Source organism: Salinivibrio sp. ML290 (assembly GCF_001995695.1).
Classification (GTDB): Bacteria; Pseudomonadota; Gammaproteobacteria; order Enterobacterales; family Vibrionaceae; genus Salinivibrio; species Salinivibrio siamensis.
Map to the genome: position 1 here is coordinate 186805 of NZ_MUEY01000002.1, position 20426 is coordinate 207230.

At 49.3% G+C, this 20426-nt stretch carries 18 protein-coding genes and 4 tRNA genes; 12 read left to right on the forward strand and 10 right to left on the reverse strand.

Annotated elements, in window-relative coordinates; genetic code table 11:
* The first annotated feature begins 3 nt into the window (after positions 1-3).
* The 7 genes from BZG23_RS03015 to BZG23_RS03045 are packed head-to-tail and all read left to right on the forward strand — an operon-like array spanning position 4 to position 8113.
* Positions 4-2397 carry a methyl-accepting chemotaxis protein gene (locus BZG23_RS03015; protein WP_077606113.1) on the forward strand — a complete coding sequence of 798 codons (2394 nt, stop codon included), beginning with the start codon at positions 4-6 and terminating at the stop codon, positions 2395-2397.
* Positions 2398-2399: 2 nt separating this feature from the next.
* The gene (locus tag BZG23_RS03020; protein WP_077606114.1) at positions 2400-3245 is read left to right on the forward strand and encodes a CheR family methyltransferase; all 846 of its coding nucleotides are present in this window, start codon (positions 2400-2402) and stop codon (positions 3243-3245) included.
* Between the two features lies 1 nt (position 3246).
* The gene (locus tag BZG23_RS03025; protein ID WP_077606115.1) at positions 3247-3897 is read left to right on the forward strand and encodes a chemotaxis protein CheD; all 651 of its coding nucleotides are present in this window, start codon (positions 3247-3249) and stop codon (positions 3895-3897) included.
* Entirely contained in the window at positions 3897-4949 is a 1053-nt protein-coding gene (locus BZG23_RS03030; RefSeq protein ID WP_077606116.1) for a protein-glutamate methylesterase/protein-glutamine glutaminase, read from the forward strand. Before BZG23_RS03025 ends, BZG23_RS03030 begins: the two co-directional genes overlap by 1 nt.
* On the forward strand, positions 4939-6105 hold the full coding sequence (locus BZG23_RS03035; RefSeq protein WP_077606117.1) for a methyl-accepting chemotaxis protein: 1167 nt from the start codon (positions 4939-4941) through the stop codon (positions 6103-6105). Before BZG23_RS03030 ends, BZG23_RS03035 begins: the two co-directional genes overlap by 11 nt.
* Positions 6106-6114: 9 nt before the next feature.
* Positions 6115-6414, forward strand: coding sequence for an STAS domain-containing protein (locus BZG23_RS03040; protein WP_077606118.1), 300 nt, complete (start codon positions 6115-6117; stop codon positions 6412-6414).
* Between the two features lie 10 nt (positions 6415-6424).
* Positions 6425-8113: a SpoIIE family protein phosphatase gene (locus BZG23_RS03045; RefSeq protein ID WP_077606119.1), complete on the forward strand. Its 1689-nt coding sequence runs from the start codon at positions 6425-6427 to the stop codon at positions 8111-8113.
* Between the two features lie 62 nt (positions 8114-8175).
* Here BZG23_RS03045 and BZG23_RS03050 read toward each other — a convergent pair.
* The 7 genes from BZG23_RS03050 to mutY all read right to left on the reverse strand — a co-directional run bounded on the left by BZG23_RS03050 (position 8176) and on the right by mutY (position 11265).
* Positions 8176-8251, reverse strand: a tRNA-Asn gene (locus tag BZG23_RS03050).
* 4 nt (positions 8252-8255) lie between these two features.
* A tRNA-Phe gene (locus BZG23_RS03055) sits at positions 8256-8331 on the reverse strand.
* A gap of 2 nt (positions 8332-8333) precedes the next feature.
* Positions 8334-8409 (reverse strand) — tRNA-Thr (locus BZG23_RS03060).
* 45 nt (positions 8410-8454) lie between these two features.
* Positions 8455-8530 (reverse strand) — tRNA-Phe (locus BZG23_RS03065).
* 135 nt (positions 8531-8665) lie between these two features.
* Entirely contained in the window at positions 8666-9808 is a 1143-nt protein-coding gene (gene mltC, locus BZG23_RS03070; RefSeq protein ID WP_108743034.1) for a membrane-bound lytic murein transglycosylase MltC, read from the reverse strand.
* 99 nt (positions 9809-9907) lie between these two features.
* Positions 9908-10180: an oxidative damage protection protein gene (locus tag BZG23_RS03075; protein ID WP_046074030.1), complete on the reverse strand. Its 273-nt coding sequence runs from the start codon at positions 10178-10180 to the stop codon at positions 9908-9910.
* Entirely contained in the window at positions 10177-11265 is a 1089-nt protein-coding gene (mutY, locus tag BZG23_RS03080; RefSeq protein WP_077606120.1) for an A/G-specific adenine glycosylase, read from the reverse strand. Before mutY ends, BZG23_RS03075 begins: the two co-directional genes overlap by 4 nt.
* Before the next feature lie 201 nt (positions 11266-11466).
* Here mutY and trmB point away from each other — a divergent pair, with 201 nt between their 5' ends.
* Positions 11467-12183, forward strand: coding sequence for a tRNA (guanosine(46)-N7)-methyltransferase TrmB (gene trmB / locus BZG23_RS03085; RefSeq protein ID WP_077606121.1), 717 nt, complete (start codon positions 11467-11469; stop codon positions 12181-12183).
* Positions 12184-12271: 88 nt separating this feature from the next.
* On the forward strand, positions 12272-13192 hold the full coding sequence (gene glsB / locus BZG23_RS03090) for a glutaminase B (RefSeq protein ID WP_077606122.1): 921 nt from the start codon (positions 12272-12274) through the stop codon (positions 13190-13192).
* A gap of 122 nt (positions 13193-13314) precedes the next feature.
* Here glsB and hemL read toward each other — a convergent pair whose 3' ends face one another.
* On the reverse strand, positions 13315-14607 hold the full coding sequence (hemL, locus tag BZG23_RS03095; RefSeq protein WP_077606123.1) for a glutamate-1-semialdehyde 2,1-aminomutase: 1293 nt from the start codon (positions 14605-14607) through the stop codon (positions 13315-13317).
* Positions 14608-14820: 213 nt separating this feature from the next.
* On the opposite strand from hemL, the gene erpA reads away from it, so the two are divergent.
* Positions 14821-15162 carry an iron-sulfur cluster insertion protein ErpA gene (erpA, locus tag BZG23_RS03100; protein ID WP_021022145.1) on the forward strand — a complete coding sequence of 114 codons (342 nt, stop codon included), beginning with the start codon at positions 14821-14823 and terminating at the stop codon, positions 15160-15162.
* Between the two features lie 77 nt (positions 15163-15239).
* Here erpA and BZG23_RS03105 read toward each other — a convergent pair whose 3' ends face one another.
* A complete protein-coding gene (locus BZG23_RS03105) occupies positions 15240-16562 on the reverse strand; it encodes a peptidoglycan DD-metalloendopeptidase family protein (protein WP_046074035.1) in 1323 nt (440 codons plus the stop codon).
* A 244-nt stretch (positions 16563-16806) separates the two neighbouring features.
* Here BZG23_RS03105 and tyrS point away from each other — a divergent pair, with 244 nt between their 5' ends.
* A complete protein-coding gene (gene tyrS / locus BZG23_RS03110) occupies positions 16807-17994 on the forward strand; it encodes a tyrosine--tRNA ligase (RefSeq protein WP_046074036.1) in 1188 nt (395 codons plus the stop codon).
* A gap of 49 nt (positions 17995-18043) precedes the next feature.
* Here tyrS and agaR read toward each other — a convergent pair whose 3' ends face one another.
* Positions 18044-18823, reverse strand: a complete 780-nt coding sequence (gene agaR, locus BZG23_RS03115; protein ID WP_046074037.1) for a transcriptional repressor AgaR — start codon at positions 18821-18823, stop codon at positions 18044-18046.
* 306 nt (positions 18824-19129) lie between these two features.
* Between agaR and BZG23_RS03120 the strand changes: the two genes are divergently transcribed.
* The gene (locus tag BZG23_RS03120) at positions 19130-20422 is read left to right on the forward strand and encodes a D-tagatose-bisphosphate aldolase, class II, non-catalytic subunit (RefSeq protein WP_046074038.1); all 1293 of its coding nucleotides are present in this window, start codon (positions 19130-19132) and stop codon (positions 20420-20422) included.
* Positions 20423-20426 lie beyond the last annotated feature (4 nt).

Consider the following 20426-nt stretch of genomic DNA (forward strand, 5'->3'; position numbering starts at 1 on the left):
AATATGGCGTGGTTTAAAAGGGAAGTACAGCAAGACAACCAACAGACCAAGCAAAATGTGCAGCTGTTAGCGGCACTTAATGTCGCGCCTGCTGCACTTGTTATGCTCGACAGTCAGCAGCACGTCACCTTGATTAATCGACGTGCGCTGCAACTGTTGCAATGTTATCAGGCAGCGATTCGCGAGCACGGCAATGTCGATTTCACCGCGCAAAGTGAGGTGTTATTTGGTAAGCCAATGAGCAGCATATTCGCGGCGGATTTAGTGGACTACCAACAGTGGCAGCAGCTTATTGATGATAAACCATCCGTCCAAACTATCGAGTTAGGTGCGGGCAAGTTGCGTGTGTCGGCCAGTAAAGTCGCTGATGGGCAAGGCTACAGCGTGGAACTTTGCGATGTGACGGCGCGCGCCCACCAAACGGAGGAGCACCAACGCTTAAAAGGAGCCTTAGATAACACCCACAGTGCTTTTGTATTGTTAGGGCTCCATGGCGAAATCACCCATGTGAATGAGCAAGCGGTGAAACTGTGTAAACAACATGAGAAAACCTTCCGGGCGAAAAACAGTGCCTTTGTTGCCAGCCGTGACGATATCCTTGGCAAACACATTGATTATCTGTTCCCTCAACTGCAGCGCGAAACCTTTCACACCCCTGATAAGATGCCTATCAATCGGGATATTCGCTTTAAAGATGCGCGCTTTGAGTTTCATGCCACCGCCAGCTACGACCGTCACGGTAAGCATGTTGGTACCACGATTGAGTGGCGTGATGTCACTGAAAGACGTAAGAAAGAGTCAGAACGTTCATTATTGGCGGCCGTGGTTGAGGGAATGACCACCAATGTGATGCTCGCGGACAAAGACGGCATCATTCGCTACCTTAACCCTGCAGTCACCGATCTGTTTAATAGCCGTGAAGATGAAATGCGCGAGATCTTCCCAGGCTTTGCTGCCGATAAGCTGGTCGGTACCAGCATTGACCAATTCCACAAAAACCCGGCGCACCAACAGTCTGTGATTGCCAACCCAGACCGGATGCCATTTAAAGCGGAAATTACGGTTGGAGAGCTGGAATTTGCGCTCAATTGTATTGCCCTTTATGACGATGACGATGAGTACATTGGCCCTGCGCTGCAATGGGAAGACATTACCGAGCAAATGGATGGCCAGCGCCAAGTCGAGCGTCTTATCGCCAAAGCGGCGGATGGTAATCTGAGCGACCGAATGAATACCAGTAAGTACCGTGGTTCGATGGCAAAACTCGGTAAGGGGATAAACCAGTTATTGGATAGCTTCGTTGACCCGCTTAACGAGTGTATTCGCGTGATGCGAGGGGTCTCGAAAGGGGATCTCAAAGCGACCATGCCGGAAGATTACAAAGGCGATTTCGAAGATCTCAGCCAAGCGGTCAATGCCTCGATTAATAACGTTCGCAATATGGTTGAAAAGATCACCCATTCATCGGCACGGGTGGCGTCAGCCTCAGCAGAAATTGCTGAGGGGAATAACGATTTGAGTGAGCGCACTGAAGAGCAGGCGGCTAATCTGCAAGAAACCGCAGCAAGTATGGAGCAAATGACGGCCACGGTGAAGCAGAATGCGGAAAGTGCATCATCGGCCAACACGCTCTCCAGTAAAGCTAGCGAAAAAGCGCGTAAAGGCGGTGAAGTGGTCAAAGAGACCGTGGATGCAATGGCTGAAATTAACGATGCCAGTAAGAAAATCGCCGATATCATTGGGGTGATTGATGAAATTGCTTTCCAAACCAACTTGCTCGCTTTGAATGCGGCGGTAGAGGCTGCGCGTGCGGGTGAACAAGGGCGTGGCTTTGCCGTTGTCGCGGGTGAGGTACGCAATTTGGCACAACGCAGTGCCGGCGCCGCGAAAGAGATCAAAGACTTGATCAAAGACAGTGTCGAGAAAGTGACTCAAGGCTCGAAGCTGGTGGATGAATCTGGCGAAATGCTGGAGGAAATCGTTGCCTCTGTCTCCGAGGTGTCTCAGCTGATTGATAAAATCAATGCGGCGAGCCAAGAACAAGCCACAGGCATTGATGAAATCACGCGCTCAGTGGCACGTATGGACCAAATGACACAGCAAAACGCTGCATTGGTTGAAGAAGCTGCTGCATCGAGCCAGTCGATGAGAGAAGAAGGCGCGGAGTTAATTAACTTAATTGGCTTCTTCCAAGTAGATATTGATGCTGACAAGCTCGTGGATATTCAAACGCCAAGCACTAAACCCAAGGTGACCCCGACTCACACGACTAAGACAGCGCCTAGAGCGAGCAGTGATAGTTACCGCAATGGTGAGGCCGCGAAAGCGCGCCTTAAGGCGGTGAACAGCCAAAAAGCGCCGAGCAATGAAGTCAGTGATGAGTGGGAGGAGTTTTAATCATGTCTGCGCCAGTGAATGCTTCGTCGGCTGGCGCTTATGACTTTAGCCAGCGCCATTTTAAATATGTACAGACATTTATGGCGAATGAGACGGGGATCTCTCTGGCTGATAAAAAGAAAAGCATGGTTTATGGTCGGTTAGCGCGTTGTTTACGACGAACAGGGATGGCGACCTTTGATGATTACTTTGCGTTGGTTGAGCAAAGCAAGGACGAACGTGTGGCCTTCATCAATGCGCTAACCACCAATAAAACCCAGTTCTTTCGTGAGCGTCATCATTTTGAGCTTTTAGCGCATCAACTGATCCCCCAGTGGCAGGCGGCTAAGCAAAAGCGTATCCGGATTTGGTCTGCGGGCTGCTCGACGGGCGAAGAGCCCTATACCATCGCCTCGGTACTCGCGGGGCATGGGATGTTAGAAGGGCAGTTAGATGTACAAATTCTTGCCACCGACTTAGATACCCAGGTGCTCAATACTGCCAGTAATGGTACCTACAGTTTGGAAGTGGCACATACGATTCCCAAAAACTATTTACAACACGGTTTTTTAAAAGGAAAAGGCATCAAGCAAGACTTGTTCAAGGCCAAACGTCTGCTTCGTGATGTGATCAGTTTTAAGCAGCTGAATTTAAAAGGAGAGTGGCCACATAAGCATACGATGGATGCGATCTTTTGTCGTAATGTGATGATCTATTTTGAGCGCGATACACAGCAGCGGCTTATTGAGCGGTTTTGGCAGCAGCTTGTCCCTGGCGGCGTGCTTTTTATCGGCCACTCGGAAGGGATCGGAAAGATGGCAGAGAAGTTCGATAACTTAGGCCACACCATGTATCGCAAACGGGAGTGATATGCACCAAGCGTTGGAATTACATCACCATGCGCAAGAGAAAACGCTAAAACGTTTTTTCAGCCCCGAGCACGATAAGCATATGGTGAAGCTACAGCCTGGCGATGTTTACGTCAGCTCTGATGATGAGCTGATTGCCACAGGCTTAGGCTCATGTATTGCCGCGTGTATTTGGGATCCTTTGTCCCAAATCGGAGGCATGAACCATTTTATGTTGCCACTCAAGCGTGAAGAGGCGGAATCCACCTGGACTCCCGAACAGCATTTGTCGCGTGCCGCGCGCTATGGCAACTACGCGATGGAAATTCTGATCAACTCTTTGCTGCAACAAGGCGCGGTGAAAAACCGTCTGCGGGTCAAGCTGTTTGGTGGCGGAAATATCATGGGGCAAAACATTGCCATTGGCCGTAAGAATATCGACTTTGTCCGCCAGTACGTCATCAATGAACAACTCCCTTTAGTGTCTGAAGATCTAGGACTAGCTTTCCCGCGCCGGGTGTTATTCGAGCCTCGTACAGGAAAAGCGTGGGTAAAGAAAATCCAGTCATTGAGTCAACAAGAGCTGGTGGCGGAAGAAACGCAATACAACCAGCGCTTGCTGCAAGAATCCTATGATGATGGCGCCGACGAGCAAGATGTGGAGCTATTCTGATGAGCCAATATCGCTACAAAGTCTTAGTCGTCGATGACTCGCCGCTTTATCGCACCTTGATAAGAGAATGCCTAGAAAGTGACGCTGAGTTAGAAGTGGTTGGCGCGGCGGCAGACCCCTATGAGGCGCGTGAAAAGATTAAAAAGCTTAATCCAGACGTGATAACACTCGATGTTGAAATGCCCAAAATGGATGGCATTCAGTTTCTTAAAAACCTGATGCGTTTGCGGCCGATGCCCGTGATTATGGTCTCGACGCTGACTCAACATGGTGCAGATGTCACTTTAGCAGCACTGGAAATCGGCGCGGTGGATTATGTGCCCAAGCCCTCAGCGAACAGCGCCACCGCGATCACTCACGAGCGTGATGAGCTGGTCAGCAAAGTAAAAACGGCCGCCCAGGCCAATGTTGGACAAACAAAGCATTGGCATAAACAGCCAAATGTCACCATCGATCGTCAGCATTACAACCGCCGGGGCTATCAAGTGATTGGATTAGGGGCATCAACGGGCGGCACCGAGGCATTGCGTGGAGTACTTGAGCGCTTACCTCCCCATATGCCACCTATCGTTGTCACCCAACATATTAAAGCGGCATTTTGTGGCCCTTTCGCCAAGCGGTTAGACCGTGCGTGTCGTTTGCAGGTTGAAGAAGTGACGTCGGAAAGGATGCCTTTGGTACAAGGGCATGTGTATGTGGCACCGGGAAACCAACATCTTACCGTCGTTAATCGACAAGGACATTTGTATTGTCACCTCTCTGATAGTGACCCGGTTGAGCGGCATCGTCCCTCAGTCGATGTAATGTTCTCATCCATTGCCGAGTCAGTGGGAGAGAAATCTATCGGTGTGATATTAACCGGGATGGGAAGAGACGGCGCAAATGGTTTGCTGCAAATGTATCAAACCGGTGCACTTACCGCCGCGCAAGACCAAGCCAGCTCTGTGGTATGGGGAATGCCCAGAGTCGCGATCGAACTTGGCGGCGCGACAAAGACGCTGTGTTTAACCGAAGTGGCAAATTTTTTAGTGGAGGCCGTATATGGACGCTAATCGCTACACATTGATTTGGCCACCCGCGCTGACGATGGTCAGCGTGGTTGCGTTAGCGCTTTGGTCAATGTCTTGGCAGACCATGGCGCTTGCTGGGCTTGTGCTCGCCAGCATGAGTTGGCACCTGTGGCAATTACGCCACACAGCTCAAACCATCACTCAGCACGGCGCATCTGACAGCACTGAGAAGAGCGATGAGCCCAAGCAAATTTTACGTCGTATCCACCATATTCTTTCTATTGAGCTCGTGCCTATTCGTGAGCAACTCTCACGCCAACGTGAGGTGATTGATAACTCGGTAGAAAGCCTTAACAACAGCTTTTTCGCGATGCAAAGCGCCTGTCGTGATCAGGTCAACACTGCCACCAAAATGGCCAATGAGCTGCTCTATAATGATGAGAGTGAATACAGTCTCACTAAGGTGTTGCCTGCCACTGAAAAAGCCATTGATGGCTATATCGACATCATGGTGAAGGTCAGTGATAAAAGCGTGGCGTCGATTTACATCATCGAAGAGATGTCCGGCAAGCTCAATGAAGTCTTCCAGCTGTTGGATGATGTACAAGCCATGTCGGAACAAACCAACTTATTGGCGCTTAACGCAGCGATTGAAGCGGCGCGTGCGGGGGAGAATGGGCGCAGCTTTGCGGTGGTAGCGCAAGAAGTTCGCTCCTTAGCAATTAAAGCGACCGACCTGAATACCGAAATCCACAAACACATCGACTTGGCTCAAGATAGCGTCGATAAAACCAAGGCGACGGTGGGCGAAATTGCCTCACTTGATATGACCGAGTCTATCCGTTCGAAAGACTATATTGACTCACTCCTAGAAGGGGTTAAAGAGGTCAATGATGAAGTTGGGAAAGAGATTGAACGTGTTTCCTCTTTAGGTGAGCAAGTGCAAAGTGAAGTGAACACCTGTATCAAAAATCTCCAGTTCGCCGACATCGTGTCGCAACAAGGTGGCCACATACTTGATAACTTGCACATCTTAGAAGAGCTCAACGAGCTGATTATCAACACCATGGCGGACGATACCATCGACTGGCAGCAGCTCAACCAACAGGTCAATGAGATAGAGGAAAAGGCGGGGTCTGCGGCGCGAGCGCCAGCGAAACAAGCCTCGTTGGACGAGGGTGACATCGAATTATTTTAAGGATGCTTCATGAATATCAAGCGCGACATATCGAGTGATGGAAAACAAGCTATTTTGCATGTTAAGGGAGAGTTTAACTTCGCTTTAGTTCAGGAAGTGCGTAACGCCTATGTGGATCTTAAAGGGAAGGACGTGATTGTCGATTTACGGGAAGCGACTTATATGGACAGTGCGGGACTTGGGATATTGCTCAATATGCAAGATTATCTTGATAAGCCAAATGGTGCGATAAAACTGGTCAATTGCTCTGATGCGATAAAACGGGTGCTATTGATTGCCAAGTTCGAAAAGAAATTCCACATTGAGTGAGTAGGCGCCTATGAACGTCTTGGTAGTGGATGATGAGCCGGCATTAGTACACTATATTGCCGCGGCATTAAAGAGCGAAACAGACAATATCAGTATGGCGATGAATGGCCAAGAAGCGTTATCGCTCCTCGAGAATATTGATCCTGGAATGTTTCCTGATCTTATTATCTCAGATGTGAATATGCCCAAGCTCAATGGCTTTGACATGGCGCAAGAGGTAAGGAATCGCTATCCGCAAAAATTGTTGCCGATTGTGTTCCTTACCGGGGTGAGTGATTCTGATATCTTTGCCAACTGCTTGAAAGCTGGGGATGATTTTGTCAGCAAACCCGTTGACATCGCCGTGCTAATCGCCAAAGTACGCACGCATTTGCGCCACGTTCGCTTATTCCGAGAAGTGAGCCATCAACGCGACCAACTCAAGCAATTCCAAGAAACCACCGTTTACGAACATGCTATGGCGAGCCAGATATTTGAACGCTTGATGTCATTCAATGTTGATGGCGTGCCGGGTGTGGAGACGTTCTCAGGCGCATTTAGCCTTTTTAATGGTGATGTGACCATGGTTCTCCGCCGACCATTTGGTGGACTCTATATTATGATTGCGGATGCCACTGGGCATGGCCTACCCGCCGCTATCAGTACTATCCCTGCGGTTAAAACCTTTATCGCCACGGCAAAACGAGGGTTGCCTGTCGGTGATATGGCCATTGAAATAAATGAGCATATCTGTACTTTTATGCCAGTTGGCACCCTACTTGCCGGCGCGTTGGTAGAGGTGATGCCAGATGGTCTGACGGTTAACGTTTGGAGTGGCGGACTACCCGATGCCTATTGTCTGGATAAACACGGACAAATACTCGCCTCATACCAAGGTCGGCATATGGCATTAGGCGCACAAGCAAAAGGGCAGTTTGATGCTACTATCACTCGATTAGCACTTCAGCCAGGTCAGCGCCTGTTTTTTGCGACCGATGGCGTGACAGAAGCGCGTAATATCTCAGGTAAGCAGTTGGGCGAAGTTGGGCTTATTCGTACCTTAAGTGGCTGTCAAGGCAGTTTGATAGCACAAGCTAAACGCACCTTAACCGCCTTTGCCGGTGATAATGGTGTCACGGATGATGTGTCGATGCTCGAGCTTACCTTCCCGCTGATAGCCCCTCCTCGTGAGCCGCTTTCCGAAAAGGGCGCGACTTATTCGGTCGTCCCTTCAACAACTCACATCGTGTTTGATACCGCTTTGCTAAAAGAAGCGGATATTGTTATGGACTTGCGCGGCCGTGTAAAAGGGATGGTCGGGGAGAGTACTGACTTAGATTTGATTTGTACCGTGGCGTCAGAGCTTATCACCAATGCGCTTGACTATGGCATTTTAGGCATGCAGTCGGTGAGTAAAGACGATGTAGATGGCTTATTTCACTACTTTAGCGAGCGACAAACCAAACTTAATGAGTTGAGCGGTAATAACTATATTAAGCTCGATTTAGCCTATCAGCCAGATCAAGGCGTTTTTAGTATGAGCCTCTCTCACAGCGGCGCAGGATTTGACTATCAGCACCACTTATATGAAAAAAACCATGATGCAGATAGCCTTTCCGGTCGAGGGATTACTCTGGTGCAATCAATCTGTGAGGAAGTCATTTACAGTGATGAGGGGCGTCAAGTCGATGTGGTATTCAAATTACAAATGAATGAGTGACACATTTGGCGATAGCCAAACAAAAAAAGCGCCAACCTTTCGGTTAGCGCTTTCTTTAAATGTGGCTCCCCCAACTGGACTCGAACCAGTGACATACGGATTAACAGTCCGCCGTTCTACCAACTGAACTATGGGGGAATAATGGTGCCTCGAGGCGGAATCGAACCACCGACACGGGGATTTTCAATCCCCTGCTCTACCAACTGAGCTATCGAGGCAATGGTGCCGGCTGCCGGAGTCGAACTGGCGACCTACTGATTACAAGTCAGTTGCTCTACCAACTGAGCTAAGCCGGCACACAAATCGCGAAATACTGTGTGTCACACCATTATTTCATTATATGGTGCCCGGAGGCGGAATCGAACCACCGACACGGGGATTTTCAATCCCCTGCTCTACCGACTGAGCTATCCGGGCTAACGGGGCGCTATTAAACGGATTTTCCGTGTCACCGTCAACTGTTTTTTTGAAAAAAGTGCTGATATCGCATTGTTTGGATAAAAACCCAGCGAAGTGCGATAAAAACAAGCAAAAATCGGCGCTCATCACCCTTTATTGGGGGAGTTTAGAAAACGCTTTTTGATAGCGGGTGACCTTTTGCAAGTAGCGCCGAGACTCCGAAGAGGGGTGGCGGTGAGTCAATGCCCAATAGACTTGATTCGGGCGCAGCTTGTTTAAATCCTGCATGGCTCGGCGTCTATTGCTATCAAAGGTGCGCAGGACATTCCCTGTTCCGCCGTTATAAGCGGAGATCATGCTGTAGTGCAGAGAGAGTGGATCGCGCACGGCTTTAAGATAGCGGTTTTTGAGAATGTAAAAATAGGCGGTGCCTGTATCAATATTTCGCTCAGGATCAAAAAGATACTTAGGCGTAGGTTGACCACTACGCTTCTTTACCAGCTTGAATACATCGCGGCCAGCCGTTTTGGGAACCACCTGCATTAATCCATATGCATTGGCCCAACTCACTGCATAAGGATTAAAACTGCTTTCGGTTTTGATGATCGCATAAATCAGTTTTTCAGAGATGCCGTAACGCTTGGATGCGCGGCGGACGATATCGGCATATTGATAACTGCGCTTGGCAACATGATCGTTCACCATGGGAATGGTGACGTAATACATGTTTTGAAAACGCACTTTTTTCTTTTTTAACCGCTTGTCAATTAGGTAGTTAGCAAAGCGATTGGCGCGCCACTCCCAAGTAATCGTTTTTCCTTCATGATCCACCACTTGTCCTTCGAGAAATGGGCGTCCATTGAGTGGCACTTTCGCCGCAGAATACAGATCGACGGAAGCCGGATCTCGGGGCGTGAGTAAGGTGGTGACGATGGCTTGTTTGAGGTGAGACTTCGGTGCATCAGTGGCGACGGTTTCCACGCGGATAACACCGCGTTCAAAATCAATGCGCGCCCGACTTTTGTAATTGTCCGTGTATTTGACGTAATCCCGTTTGCCTGACACGAACACTTGGTTTTCGCCCCAGCGCACCTCAATGTTGCCGGTGAACTGGCTAATCAGTTGATTCAGGGCGTCGATGTCTTTTTCGAACTGGCCGGGGATAGGCGCTAGATTTTTAGCAAACCGATTGGTGGTTTGATAATCCACGCCCACGTATTTTTCTACGCTTTCGCGGCTACAACCGGACAGCAAGGTGCTAAAACAGCACACCAACAAGCAAAGTATTCGCGTCATCGTTATTGCATTAGTATAAAAAACACCCGCACCGAGATTAACACAATGCGGGTGCTTTGTAGCCTTGGCAATGCCCGAGTGTGGACGGGGCCGCGTTAATTAGGCCTCGGGTGGCACATAACCGTCGATATGCACATCTTGGCCTTCGAATAGAAACTTCACCATTTCTTCTTCGATCACCTTACGGTGCTCAGGATCCATCATGTTGAGTTTTTTCTCGTTAATGAGCATGGTCTGCTTTTTCTGCCACTCAGCCCAGGCTTCTTTGGAAATGTTGTCATAAATGCGTTTGCCGAGCTCGCCGGGATAAAGCTGGAAATCTAGCCCGTCGGCTTCTTTTTGTAGACGTTGGCAAAATACGGTACGGCTCATAATCTAGGCTCCTTGTCATCGCCTGTGAGATGTTGTTGGCGCTCGTGTTCTACTAAGGTTAACAGCTTTTTCACTGGTGCGGCTAACCCAACTTTTGCTGGTTGCGACAAGTTATACCAAAGCCCTTGGTTCGCTTCCATGATGATTTGCGGCCGTTCATTAACACGCACCTTGACGGGGACAATATCGAGGTGAAAGTGGCTAAACGTGTGTCTAAACGCGGTGAGCACCTCAGTGTGAGTCGGTTTGATCCCCTGCAGCTTGTCGGTAATATCGACATCAAGTGTATGCTCTGATGCTTCCGGTAAGCACCATAGCCCGCCCCATAGCCCACTGGGCGGACGCTGCTCTAACCAGATATCGTCTTGGTATTGAATGAGTAAAAAGCTGACTTGCTTTACGGGCAGAGTCTTTTTGGGCTTTTTACCGGGAAAATCAAGCTGACGACCTTGCGCGCGCGCTTCACAGCGCTCTGCGACTGGGCAAAGTTCGCACTTAGGCTTGCTGCGGGTACAGACCATGGCACCCATATCCATCATCGCTTGGTTGTATTTATCGGTATCCGTGGCGGGCGTGAGTGCCTCAGCGATGTCCCAAAGCTTGTTTTCTACCGGCTTTTTTCCCGGCCACCCCTCGATGGCATAGCAACGTGCCAAGGTGCGTTTGACGTTGCCATCCAAAATAGGGTGGGGCTGATTAAGCGATAATGATAGTACCGCGCCGGCAGTTGAGCGCCCGACACCAGGTAGCGCCATGACTTGCTCAAGCGTGGTAGGAAACACGCCGTTGTGTTCGCGTGCGATCACTTGTGCCGCTTTGTGTAGGTTGCGCGCGCGGGCGTAATAGCCAAGTCCTGTCCATAGGTGCAACACTTCGTCTTGTTCGGCATTCGCTAAATCGGTGACTGTTGGAAAGCGCGTCATAAAGCGCTCAAAGTATGGGATCACCGTGCTCACTTGGGTTTGCTGCAGCATGATCTCGCTGAGCCAGACCTTATACGGGGTTTTGTTTTGCTGCCAAGGCAGGGTTTTACGGCCATATTGCTCGTACCAGTTTAAAATGGCGTCGGAAAAAGATTGACTCACTGTGCTCTCTCTTATTGTTTTGCTCACACGTGCACAAAGGCAGGTCACAGGGTACACTAACCCGAGGGCGCACTAATAGGATCCGTGCTGCCAACTTGCGCAATGGCGAAAACTTTGCATAATGCGCAGTCCGTTTAGATTTCCAACAATCGATGGTCTTTTTCACCACCATCACTAACACTGCATCACAGGCACTCAATCATGACTGAAGTCACTAAAACCGAACTGACCGAGGATGGCAAAGTTATTCGTAAAGTACGCAGCTTTGTGCGTCGCGAAGGCCGTTTAACCAAAGGCCAAGAGCAAGCGCTCAACGAGTCCTGGCCGACCATGGGCATTGACTTCGAGGCGACCGAACTGGATTGGCAGCAGGTGTTTGGCAACGATAACCCAGTGGTGCTGGAAATCGGTTTTGGTATGGGCGCATCCCTGGTGGAGATGGCTAAAAATGCGCCTGAGAAAAACTTTGTGGGTATTGAAGTCCACACCCCAGGCGTGGGTGCTTGTTTGATGGCCGCGCGCGAAGCGGGCGTTAGCAATCTACGTGTGATGTGTCATGATGCGGTGGAGGTGTTTGAGCAAATGTTGCCGAAAGACAGCCTCGACACGGTTCAGCTGTTTTTCCCTGACCCTTGGCATAAAAAACGTCACCATAAGCGCCGCATTGTCCAATTGCCATTTGCAGAAATGGTACGCGACAAATTGAAAGTGGGCGGCGTTTTTCATATGGCGACCGACTGGGAAAACTATGCCGAACATATGATTGACGTGATGGAGGCTGCGCCTCACTATCAGAACGTGGCGCAAGATGGTCTTTATGTGCCACGCCCTGACGATCGTCCTCTCACTAAATTTGAGCAGCGTGGGCAGCGTCTTGGCCACGGTGTTTGGGATATCAAATACACGCGCACCGCATAAAAACGCGCGTGTGATTCGGTGTCACAGACACGCTTAAAGCCAACCTAGCGTTGGCTTTTTTGTCCTATGTTGTAGAAGGATCCTGCCGGTGAAACCCAGTGCGCAATTACTCGAGCAAATTCTTGCTGATGTTCGGCCATTAATTGGACAAGGCAAGGTGGCTGACTATATTCCGGCATTATCGGATGTGGCTAATCACAAGCTCGGTATCGCCGTGTGTTATAACGATGGCGATGTGATCCGTGCCGGTGATGCGGATGAGGTATTCTCTATTCAATCGATCTCCAAGGTGTTGAGCCTGACACTGGCGATGCAAAACTATCAAGCCGAGGAGATCTGGACGCGTGTGGGCAAAGAGCCCTCGGGACAAGCGTTTAACTCGTTAATTCAGCTTGAGATGGAGCAAGGGATCCCACGTAATCCCTTTATTAACGCCGGTGCCTTGGTGGTCAGCGATATGCTACACACGCGCCAATCTGCGCCGCGCCAACGTATGCTAGAGTTTGTTCGCCATCTCGCTGACAACCCGCACCTTTGTTATGACAAAGGGGTGGCGGATTCAGAAATGCTGCACAGTGACAGAAACGCGGCGATTGCGTACCTGATGCGCGCGTTTGGTAACTTTGATAACGATGTTGTGCCGGTATTAACCAACTACTTTCATTACTGCGCGTTAGAGATGAGCTGTGTCGATTTAGCGAAGGCGTTCTTTTATCTGGCCAATAAAGGGACACCGCTGTCTGACAGCCCCGCGATTTTAAGTCCTACACAAAGTAAACAGATGAATGCCTTATTGGCCACTTGTGGCTTGTATGATGGTGCGGGTGAATTTGCTTATCGCGTAGGCATGCCGGGTAAGTCTGGCGTGGGGGGAGGCATTATTGCCATTGTACCTGGCGAGATGTCGATTGCCGTCTGGTCGCCGGAGCTAGACCCTTCTGGTAATTCACTGGCAGGGACGGCCGCGTTGGAGCTATTGTCGGCGAGAATTGGTCGCTCGATATTCTAATGTGTCTCCGATTGTTGTGCCGATCATAAGGGCAATATTCACCCCGCTTTAACCTAAAAAGGCCTCGCAGCATGCTGCGGGGCCTTTTTACTGGGCAAATACGCGCTGATGTCGTAATGGGTTTACGCGTCAGCCGCCAATGTCGCGAAAGCGTGATCAGCCGCGGCGAGCGTAGCGTCCACTTCTTTTTGACCGTGAGCTAAGCAGGTAAAGCAGGCCTCAAACGCGGAAGGTGCCAAGTAGACCCCTTGCTCGAGCATTAAGTGGAAGAAACGCTTGAAGCGCTCGGTGTCACACTGTTGCACATCTTTAAAGCAGGTGACGGTCTCTTGCTCGGTGAAGAAGAAGCCAAACATCGCGCCTGCTTGGTTGGTGGTCAGCGCAATACCGTGTTTGTCAGCCAAGGACTTAAACCCTTCTGCGAGCTGATTGGTAACATGGGTCAAGTAATCGTGGTTACCTGGCTGACGTAGCTCAGACAAACAGGCGTGCCCGGCCGCCATGGCGACGGGGTTCCCCGCCAGTGTTCCCGCTTGGTATACCGGACCTGTCGGTGCCAAGTATTCCATCACTTCGCGACGTCCGCCAAAGGCACCCACCGGCATACCACCACCGACAATTTTACCCAGTGTGGTTAAGTCAGGTTTTACGTCGTAGTAAGTTTGTGCGCCACCTAATGCCACGCGGAAGCCAGTCATGACTTCATCAAAAATCAGTAAGGCACCGAACTCATCGCACAGCTCGCGCAGGCCTTGTAAGAAACCCGGTTGCGGCGGCACACAGTTCATGTTGCCCGATACCGGCTCAACAATGATACAGGCAACATCTTCAGGGTAGGTTTCGAATGTGTGGCGTACCGACTCAAGATCGTTATAGGTGCAGGTCAGTGTGTGCTTGGCAAAGTCGGCCGGCACTCCTGGCGAGTTGGGCTTACCGAGGGTGAGGGCACCAGACCCCGCTTTGACCAGCAAGCAATCGCCATGGCCGTGATAGTTGCCCTCAAATTTAATGAACTTATCGCGTTTGGTAAATCCGCGCGCAAGACGAATAGCGCTCATGGTCGCCTCAGTGCCTGAGTTCACCATGCGTACCATTTCCATCGAAGGCACTAGCTCTGCAACCAGCTCCGACAAGGTTGTTTCACTCTCGGTTGGCGCACCAAAGCTGAGGCCACGCTGTGCGGCATCCACCACGGCTTCGCGGATAGCACTGTGATTATGGCCTAAGATCATCGGGCCCCACGAGCCGACAAAATCGATATAGGCTTTGCCGTCGGCATCAAAAATATACGCGCCGTCAGCACGCTCCATGAAGACAGGGTCGCCGCCGACACCGGCAAAAGCACGCACGGGAGAATTCACGCCACCGGGAATGGTGCGTCTAGCTTGTTGAAAAAGTTGTGCTGATTTGGTCATGACATATCCTGTTTGGTAAGGCTTGGCCTAAATTGCGTTGGCGTATTTTAACCAAAGATACGGAACACTGGCGAGGTAGAGTATGATTTCGTTAAGACAAGATTGGCAATTAATACGTACTGATCACAGTTGCGATCAAACGCGCAATACTTGAACACTTTACTCAGGTATTAGATAATCCCATACTTAGCACAAAGAGCATGTGAGGTAACAATGAGCGAAGCACCTTTGCCGTTAGAGTTTTCTGAGGCCGCGGCAACCAAGGTAAAGACGCTGATTCAGGAAGAAGAAAACCCCAACCTGAAGTTGCGCGTCTATATCACCGGTGGTGGCTGTAGCGGCTTCCAATATGGTTTTACCTTCGATGAAAACGTCAATGAAGGGGATATGGAGATCGAAAAAAGCGGCGTGATGCTGGTGGTTGATCCTATGAGCTTACAGTACCTGATGGGCGGTAAGGTCGACTACACTGAGGGCCTTGAAGGATCGCGCTTTTTCATTGATAACCCCAATGCCACGACCACCTGTGGCTGTGGTGCATCGTTTAGCGTCTAACCTTTTTATGGCGACGTTGAGCTTTTTGAGATAAAAAAACGGCGCCTTTGAGCGCCGTTTTTTATGCGCCAAGGCGATTAGCCACCTCGGTTGTAATGATTCAAGCTGCCCACGGTGGCCAGTAACTGATTAAACTTACTTAGCTGAGCCATACGCGATTCGGCCAGTCGCACAAACGCCTTTTTCTGTTCGCCTTGCAACGACTTCGCCTCAGGCAGCTTTACCGTCCGCGGGTTTTTGTGTACCCCATGGACGAGAAACTCATAGTGCAAGTGTGCGCCCGTCACGCGCCCTGTTGAGCCTAGCGTACCAATGATATCCCCTTGTTTGACTCGCTGGCCGGTTTTCACTTTACGCTTGGTCAGGTGCAAATATTTGGTGATATAGGTCGAGCTGTGGCGGATAAACACATAGTTGCCGTTGAAACGGTTATACGAGGCTTTCATCACCACGCCGTCCCCAGCTGCTTTAATGGGGGTGCCCACTGGCGCAACATAGTCGGTACCACGGTGAGGCTTGACACGACCAGTGACCGGGTGCAAACGACGTGGGTTGAAGTTTGAGCTAACATAGCGGAAGTTAACCGGTGAGCGTAAAAACGCTTTTTTCATCGCTTTACCACTCGGCGTGTAGTACTTACCATTTTTTGCGCGTACTGCCGTAAAGGTATCTCCTCGGTTAGTGAAGGTCGCGGCGAGGATATTACCACTGCCAATATGCTCCCCTTCCACAAACTCTTCTTCATACAACACGGAGAAGCTATCACCATTGCGAATATCAAGGGCAAAATCCACATCCCAACCAAAGATCCCCGCCAATTGCATGATCTGATTTGGGTTTAATCCAGCATCCGAGGCTGCTTGCCAGAAGTTTGACTTGATGGTCGCGCGCGCAAAGTTTAGCTGCGTATCCACGTGCTTGGTTTCAATACGTGATTGATAGCTATCATCAATTTTGTTGACGATCAGCGTTTCATTACTGCCTCGAGGCTGAATGAGCTGCACCAGTTCGCCGTCATCGTCTACCCCTAGGCGTACTTCATCGCCTGGATTTAAGTAAGCGAGGGTTTGCGTTCTTTCGTCGGCATTCACAAGGCGATAAAGGGTCGTTGGGCTTAATCCCGCACGGCTGAACAGTAGCGCCATGCTCTCGCCAGGCTGCACTTCATAGGTTTGCCAGTTGATATTGCGCTTAAACTGCGCGGGCATCTCATCTTTGGGAGGCAGTAATGAGACAGCTTTAACCGGTAAAGGGTAATGTTTACCCGGTTCGAAATTAGGTTTAGGGCGCGGCGTATCGGCGCCGTCTGGTACCAAGATTAATAAGACAATGAATGCGCTCAATGCACCGATAACGAGTTTATGTAACTTAGGTAAGGCTGCGAGTTTATTTAACGGCATGAAGACTATGTTGAATCACTACGAATAAAGTTATGACAGTCAGACACCCAATCGGTTTTATTGGGGATGATGCCCTGAAGTAGATTTGACACGGCTGACACAAAGACCACAAACATCTTTTGACGGCAGCCGCTGCGCGCACCCTGTACACACTCTATCAGTTTAACTGGTTTCAAAAACTGTCGCTATTCGAGTAGTATGTCGGTTTATCACATTTTTGCCTATTGGGTAGGAGCAAGAGACTATGGCGAGCCTGGAAGCTGCGCTAGCAGAACTAAAACGTGGCGTAGATGAAGTAATCCCGGAAGACGAGCTGGTGGCAAAGCTGAAAGAGGATCGTCCTCTTCGCATCAAACTTGGCGCGGACCCCACCGCACCCGATATCCACCTGGGTCATACAGTGATCCTTAATAAGCTCCGAGCTTTTCAAGCGCTTGGCCACGAAGTGATCTTCTTGATTGGTGATTATACCGGTATGGTGGGTGACCCAAGTGGTAAAAATACTACCCGTCCACCATTGACACGTGAACAGGTGCTGCAAAATGCAGAGACCTATAAAGAGCAGGTGTTCAAAATTCTGGATCCGGCGAAAACGCGTATCGAATTCAACTCGAAATGGCTAGGGGAGTTGGGCACAGATGGCATGATCCGTTTGGCGGCAAGCTCGACCGTGGCTCGCATGCTTGAGCGTGATGACTTTAAAAAGCGTTATACCAGCAACCAAGCCATTGCTATCCATGAGTTTATCTACCCACTGCTTCAAGGGCACGATTCGGTGGCATTGGAAGCTGACGTTGAGCTGGGCGGCACTGACCAAAAGTTCAATTTGCTGATGGGGCGTGAGCTACAAAAGCAAGCAGGACAGAAGCCGCAAGTGGTGATGACCATGCCACTGCTGGTTGGGTTAGATGGCGTTAAAAAGATGTCGAAGTCAGCACACAACTACATTGGTGTGAGCGAACGCCCGGATGATATGTTCGGTAAAATCATGTCGATTTCTGACGATCTGATGTGGGATTACTATGAGCTGCTGTCTTTCCGTCCCCTCGAGGAAATCGTCCAATTTAAGCAGGACGTACAAGCGGGTAAAAACCCACGTGATATTAAGATCCTGCTAGCCAAAGAAATCATCGCGCGTTTCCACTCCGAAGCCGACGCCGATGCCGCTGAGCAAACGTTCGTCAATCGCTTCCAAAAAGGCGCGATGCCGGATGAAATGCCAAGCTTCACCTTCGAGCAAGGTATGGCGATTGCTAACCTATTAAAAGAAGCGGGGTTGGTTAACTCCACCTCGGATGCGCTGCGTATGGTTCGCCAAGGCGCGGTGAAAATTGATGGCGAAAAAGTCGAAGATACCAAGTTAGTGCCTGCCGCGGGTGAAGCCGTTTACCAAGTGGGTAAACGCAAGTTTGCTCGGGTGACGCTAGGTTAAGGTTTTATTGCTAATAAGAAAGGAGGCTCTGCCTCCTTTTTTGGCGCGGTTAGTCAACATTGATTAGAATCACGTCAATCCCTGCCTGTTGGAGCCCTTCAAGATAAAATTCAGGAATGGCTTGATCGGTGATCACTTTACTCACTTTTCCCGGCTCTAGAATTTTGTGCAAGCTAATCCGACCAAATTTACTTGAATCGGTGACAACAATGATTTCATCAGCAACGTCACACATGCGTCGGTTTAGTTGTGCTTCGTATTCGTTATGTGTCGTAATCCCTTTTGCGAGATCAAACCCATCTACTCCTAGAAATAGTTTATTAAAGTGATAGCTTTCTAGCGTTTTCTCTGCCTGGCTACCATAGAAAGACATTGATTTCCTGCGAAGATGCCCACCTAACATAATCACTTCGACTCCTTGAGCTGGCATCAGCGTATTAGCAATGTTGAGTCCATTCGTCATAGCAATGACGTCTTTGAGGTCAGACATACAGTTTGCGATGTAATTTGTTGTCGTGCCTGAGTCCAAAATTATGGTGTCTCCATCACAGATGAGCTCTGCTGCCGCTTTGCCTATTTGTGACTTGACGCTGGGATTCAGTTGGCTTTTATCCTCGAACGAATGCTCTGGATAAGCTGTATTGCTCTCGTTTAAAAAAGCACCACCATATGCTCTAGTTATGATTCCTTGTTTTTCAAGAAAAGCGAGATCATTACGTATTGTCACGGTCGACACGTCAAACCACTTTGCTAAGTCAGTAACCTGTACACTGCCTTGCTTTCTTATCATAGCAAGCGTCTGTTCACGCCTCTCACTTGTACTCTTCATTAAAGTATCCGCCTCTTGTGCTTACTGAGAGCGATTATAGAAAGTTGTGCTTTAAATTAAAAGTGACGTTCCTTTTGTTTCCTTTCTATATCTTTCATTTTATCCATGAGTAAGTCTCATAAGCTGCATAGGAAGCGTATTGTCTATTTTTTTATGCCTCTTTGTTTGCCTTTCTTTCATTTCGGTTTTTATTTGTGAACTACCTCAATCTTTCGTTTTCTTTTTATTTATTTTTTGGTGAGTGGGTATAATCTGACATCGAAAGGTAATGAAAGTTTATGGTTGTGGTTTTCTGCTGGGGGATTTATGGAAATGTTGCGTTGTGTTGTCAATGCACATCAAAGAGGGCAAAACGTGGGGGTCTATTCTGTTTGCTCTGCCCATCCATTTGTAATTGAAGCGGCGATTCGCCAATCGAAAAAAGATGGGAGCTTATTGGTTATTGAAGCAACGTCAAACCAAGTTGATCAATATGGTGGCTATACAGGCATGACACCAGAGGATTTTAAACAGTTTGTTTATGACATAGCACGAGAGCATGGTTTTCCAAGCAAGTACATAGTTCTTGGCGGGGATCACCTTGGCCCCAATCGTTGGCAGAAAGAAACAGCCACTGTCGCGATGGAGAAAGCTGAAATCCTAATAGCGGACTATGTCTCTGCCGGATTTAAGAAAATTCATCTTGATTGCAGCATGTCTTGCGCTGGCGATCCCGTTCCTTTGTCCGATGATATTGTCGCACAAAGGGCGGCTAGGTTAGCCATGGTGGCAGAGAGAACCTGCCAAGAACAGTTTGGCGAGAGTGATCTTTTGTACGTGATTGGGACTGAAGTTCCTGTACCAGGGGGAGCAAATGACACGCTAAATGAACTTGTCATTACCACCTCATCGGCTGCTGAAAAAACACTTCAAGCGCATTGGGCTGCTTTTGAAAAACTCCAGTTATCAGATCTTTGTTCTCGGGTCATAGGGCTTGTTGTCCAACCTGGTGTTGAGTTCGATAACGGTGGTGTCATCGACTATCAACCGGAGAAAGCAAGGGCGCTAAGTCGATGGATTGAGGGCTATGAGAATTTGGTGTTTGAGGCTCATTCCACAGATTATCAAACGGCGAGCGCATACCGTCAGCTGGTAGCGGATCATTTTGCCATTTTAAAAGTTGGCCCAGCTCTCACATTTGCTCTACGTGAAGCTCTATTCGCTCTCTCATGTATAGAAGAAGAAATCATTTCAGCTCGCTCATGCTCAGGACTACGTGAAGTGTTAGAGCTAGCTATGCAGGCTGAACCTGATCACTGGCAAGATTACTACCATGGTGCCCAAATGGAGCAGCGCTTAGCAAGAAGCTATAGCTACTCTGATCGCATTCGCTATTACTGGCCGGACTCAAGCGTAGCGCAAGGCGTTGAAATACTATTGCGCAATCTTGAATCAATTGAGATTCCTTTACCGCTGCTCAGTCAGTACCTACCTATCCAATACCATCATGTTCGAGAGGGGACGCTGGCCAACCGTGCTCACGAACTGGTTATAGACAAAATTATGGAAGTTACGTCCATGTATTCACAGGCGTGTGCAGCTTCCGAGTATCAGCTATAAAGCG

Bases quoted from the DNA above. Each gene is read 5' to 3' on its own strand.
- BZG23_RS03015 (WP_077606113.1), top strand. From the start codon at position 4: ATGGCGTGGTTTAAAAGGGAAGTACAGCAAGACAACCAACAGACCAAG.
- BZG23_RS03020 (WP_077606114.1), top strand. From the start codon at position 2,400: ATGTCTGCGCCAGTGAATGCTTCGTCGGCTGGCGCTTATGACTTTAGC.
- BZG23_RS03025 (WP_077606115.1), top strand. From the start codon at position 3,247: ATGCACCAAGCGTTGGAATTACATCACCATGCGCAAGAGAAAACGCTA.
- BZG23_RS03030 (WP_077606116.1), top strand. From the start codon at position 3,897: ATGAGCCAATATCGCTACAAAGTCTTAGTCGTCGATGACTCGCCGCTT.
- BZG23_RS03035 (WP_077606117.1), top strand. From the start codon at position 4,939: ATGGACGCTAATCGCTACACATTGATTTGGCCACCCGCGCTGACGATG.
- BZG23_RS03040 (WP_077606118.1), top strand. From the start codon at position 6,115: ATGAATATCAAGCGCGACATATCGAGTGATGGAAAACAAGCTATTTTG.
- BZG23_RS03045 (WP_077606119.1), top strand. From the start codon at position 6,425: ATGAACGTCTTGGTAGTGGATGATGAGCCGGCATTAGTACACTATATT.
- mltC (WP_108743034.1), bottom strand. From the start codon at position 9,808: ATGACGCGAATACTTTGCTTGTTGGTGTGCTGTTTTAGCACCTTGCTG.
- BZG23_RS03075 (WP_046074030.1), bottom strand. From the start codon at position 10,180: ATGAGCCGTACCGTATTTTGCCAACGTCTACAAAAAGAAGCCGACGGG.
- trmB (WP_077606121.1), top strand. From the start codon at position 11,467: ATGACTGAAGTCACTAAAACCGAACTGACCGAGGATGGCAAAGTTATT.
- hemL (WP_077606123.1), bottom strand. From the start codon at position 14,607: ATGACCAAATCAGCACAACTTTTTCAACAAGCTAGACGCACCATTCCC.
- erpA (WP_021022145.1), top strand. From the start codon at position 14,821: ATGAGCGAAGCACCTTTGCCGTTAGAGTTTTCTGAGGCCGCGGCAACC.
- BZG23_RS03105 (WP_046074035.1), bottom strand. From the start codon at position 16,562: ATGCCGTTAAATAAACTCGCAGCCTTACCTAAGTTACATAAACTCGTT.
- tyrS (WP_046074036.1), top strand. From the start codon at position 16,807: ATGGCGAGCCTGGAAGCTGCGCTAGCAGAACTAAAACGTGGCGTAGAT.
- agaR (WP_046074037.1), bottom strand. From the start codon at position 18,823: ATGAAGAGTACAAGTGAGAGGCGTGAACAGACGCTTGCTATGATAAGA.
- BZG23_RS03120 (WP_046074038.1), top strand. From the start codon at position 19,130: ATGGAAATGTTGCGTTGTGTTGTCAATGCACATCAAAGAGGGCAAAAC.